The sequence below is a fragment of the Streptomyces sp. SID4985 genome (assembly GCF_009863025.1).
Lineage (GTDB): Bacteria > Actinomycetota > Actinomycetes > Streptomycetales > Streptomycetaceae > Streptomyces.
The window spans coordinates 1-3,073 of record NZ_WWIR01000541.1 but is presented as its reverse complement, the minus strand read 5'-3'; the positions used below and the strand labels follow the sequence as shown (position 1 = coordinate 3,073).

The 3,073-nt window shown below is 73.6% G+C and carries 3 protein-coding genes and 1 pseudogene; 3 read left to right on the top strand and 1 reads right to left on the bottom strand.

Going from position 1 to position 3,073, the window contains the following annotated elements:
- Positions 1–256, bottom strand: a pseudogene (locus tag GTW40_RS23390) (CDP-alcohol phosphatidyltransferase family protein); the annotation flags it as partial.
- A gap of 107 nt (positions 257–363) precedes the next feature.
- Between GTW40_RS23390 and GTW40_RS23385 the strand changes: the two are divergent.
- The 3 genes from GTW40_RS23385 to GTW40_RS23375 all read left to right on the top strand — a co-directional run.
- Positions 364–1,347: a zinc-binding alcohol dehydrogenase gene (locus GTW40_RS23385; protein ID WP_161182150.1), complete on the top strand. Its 984-nt coding sequence runs from the start codon at positions 364–366 to the stop codon at positions 1,345–1,347.
- A 180-nt stretch (positions 1,348–1,527) separates the two neighbouring features.
- A complete protein-coding gene (locus tag GTW40_RS23380) occupies positions 1,528–1,926 on the top strand; it encodes a 6-carboxytetrahydropterin synthase (protein WP_161182149.1) in 399 nt (132 codons plus the stop codon).
- 41 nt (positions 1,927–1,967) lie between these two features.
- The coding region (locus tag GTW40_RS23375) for a glycosyltransferase family 4 protein (protein ID WP_161182151.1) at positions 1,968–3,073 on the top strand (1,106 nt) is incomplete at its 3' end.

Sequence of the window (3,073 nt, the reverse complement as noted above, 5' to 3'; positions counted from 1 at the left end):
GGGCCGTCACCCCGCCGACCAGGGTCGCCCGGCCGAGGGTCACCCGGTTGGCCGGGCCGAAGGAGCGCAGCGCGGAGCGGTGCAGGGCGCGGGAGAGGACCGCCCAGGTGGCGAACGCGAAGGCGAGCCCCGTCAGCCAGCCGGCCACCCCCATGCCGATGGCCGTGCCGAGCAGGGCAAGCAGCAGAAGCTGTACGCCCGCTCCCACGGCCGTCTCCTGCTGGAGCCTCGCGTCATACGTGTTGTTCAGGGCCACCGCACATCCTCCGGCCGAGTGACAGAGTCGATCATCGCCGCGTACTGTGCGCGGCCTGTGCCCTTGTCGGTACGTGAACCACTTCCCGATCGTTCAGGAGGATGCCGATGAACCCCTCCGCCCGCGCGTTCTGGCTCCGCTCACCCGGTCAGGGCGAGCTGCGCGACGTCACCCTCGCGGCCCCCGCCGAGGGTGAGGTGCTGGTCCGCTCCCTCTACTCCGGCGTCAGCCGGGGCACCGAGACCCTGGTCTTCCGGGGCGGCGTGCCGGAGAGCCAACACGACGCGATGCGCGCGCCGTTCCAGGAGGGCGCCTTCCCGGCCCCGGTGAAGTACGGCTACCTCAACGTCGGTGTGGTCGAGGAAGGGCCCGCTGAGCTGATCGGCCGTACCGTCTTCTGCCTGTATCCGCACCAGACGCGTTACGTCGTTCCGGTGAGCGCCGTCACCGTCGTGCCCGAGCGGGTGCCCGCCGCCCGCGCCGTGCTCGCCGGGACCGTGGAGACCGCCGTCAACGCCCTGTGGGACGCCGCGCCCCTCGTCGGCGACCGGATCGCGGTGGTCGGCGGCGGCATGGTCGGCAGCTCGGTCGCGGCCCTGCTCGCCCGCTTCCCCGGCATACGGCTCCAGCTCGTGGACGCCGACCCGGCCCGCGCCAAGACCGCCGAGGCGCTCGGCGTCGACTTCGCCACCCCCGACGAGGCCCTGGACGGCTGCGACCTCGTCGTCCACGCCAGCGCCACCGAACAGGGCCTCACCCGCGCCCTGGAACTCCTCGCCCCCGAGGGCACGGTGATCGAGCTGAGCTGGTACGGCGACCGGCGCGTCACCCTGCCGCTGGGCGAGGCCTTCCACTCGCGCCGCCTCACCGTGCGCGCCAGCCAGGTCGGCACCGTCTCCCCGGCCGCCCGCCCCGGCCGGGGTTACGCCGAACGGATGGCCCTCGCCCTCGACCTCCTGGCGGACCCCGCGCTGGACGCGCTCGTCACCGGGGAGAGTGACTTCGAGGAACTGCCCGGACTCATGCCCCGCCTGGCCTCCGGAGAGCTGCCCGCGCTGTGTCACCGCATCAGGTACGACGCGGCCGTTTGAGCGGTAAAACAGGCGCCACGCCTGTCCGGCATGTGAAAAGGAATCAGCGTCGGCGACCGCCTGACCTGAGAAAAGAGTGAGAGACGGCTGAACGCGAGCAAGCGGACAGCCGTACTAGTCGTCAACCCCCGGCGGGAACCGCGGGGGGCACCAGACGCGCCGCACCTGGAGGGTCGTCCGTTGTTCAGCATCACCGTCCGCGATCACCTGATGATCGCCCACAGCTTCCACGGCGAGGTCTTCGGACCCGCGCAGCGCCTGCACGGCGCCACGTTCCTCGTGGACGCCACCTTCCGGCGCGAGCAGCTGGACGAGGACAACATCGTCGTCGACATCGGCCTGGCCACCAAGGAACTGGGCACCGTGGTCGGCGAGCTGAACTACCGCAACCTCGACGACGAGCCCGAGTTCGCGGGGGTCAACACCTCCACCGAGTTCCTCGCCAAGGTCATCGCCGACCGCCTCGCCGAGCGCATCCACAAGGGCGCCCTCGGTGAAGGCACGCGGGGCCTGGCGAACCTCTCGGTGACCCTGCACGAGTCGCACATCGCCTGGGCGAGTTACGAGCGTGACCTGTGAGCGATCTGACCGTGGACCGCGCGAAGGTCACCCCTGACCGAGTGAAGGCCGCCGCCGACCGCGCGAAGACCGCCGACCGCGCGAAGGCCGGCTCCCTCGCCTACGTCCCCCCGCAGCCCACCGCCCCCAAGAACGTCGGGATCATCCCCATGTCCCTGCGCACCGTGCACTTCGTCATGCCGGGCGGCGTCGACGACCTCGCCGCCCCCAGCGGCGGCAACGCCTACGACCGCCGTGTCTGCCTCGACCTGCCCGGCTTCGGCTGGTCGGTCGTCCGGCACGCCGCGCCCGGCGCCTGGCCCGACCCGGACGCCGCCGCCCGCGAGGGACTCGCCCGCACCCTGCGCGAGCTGCCCGACGACACCGTGGTCCTCCTGGACGGCCTGGTCGCCTGCGGGGTGCCCGAGATCGTCGTGCCCGAGGCGGAACGGCTGCGCCTGGCCGTCCTCGTGCACCTCCCGCTCGGCGACGAGACCGGCCTGGACCCGGCCCTCGCCGCCGACCTCGACGCCCGCGAGCGCGCCGTGCTGCGCGCGGTGCCCGCCACCATCGCCACCAGCGACTGGGCCGTACGCCGACTGGTCTCCCACCACGGCCTCGCCCCCGACCGCGTCCACCTCGCCGCCCCCGGCGCCGACATCGCGCCCCTCGCGCCCGGCACCGACGGCGTCTCGCACCTGGTGTGCGTCGCCGCCGTCACCCCGCGCAAGGGCCAGCACCGGCTGGTCGAGGCGCTCGCCGCCGTACGCGACCTGCCCTGGACCTGCTCGCTGGTCGGCGGCCTCGGCCACGACCCCGAGTACGTCGCCGGGCTGCGCGCCCAGATCGAGGGCCACGGCCTCACCGACCGGCTGCGCCTCACCGGACCGCGCTCCGGCGCCGACCTCGACGCCAGCTACGCCGCCGCCGACCTGATGGTCCTCACCTCGTACGCCGAGACCTACGGCATGGCCGTCACCGAGGCGCTCGCCCGGGGCATCCCGGTCCTCGCGACCGACGTCGGCGGACTGCCCGAGGCCGTCGGCCGCGCCCCCGACGGCGGCGTGCCCGGCATCCTCGTCCCGCCGGAGGACCCCGGCGCCATCGCCGCCGAACTGCGCGGCTGGTTCAACGAGGCCGACGTGCGCCGCCGCCTCAAGGCCGCCGC

What these genes read in the sequence shown, in the direction of transcription:
- GTW40_RS23385 (WP_161182150.1), top strand. Translation starts at nt 364, where the DNA reads ATGAACCCCTCCGCCCGCGCGTTCTGGCTCCGCTCACCCGGTCAGGGC.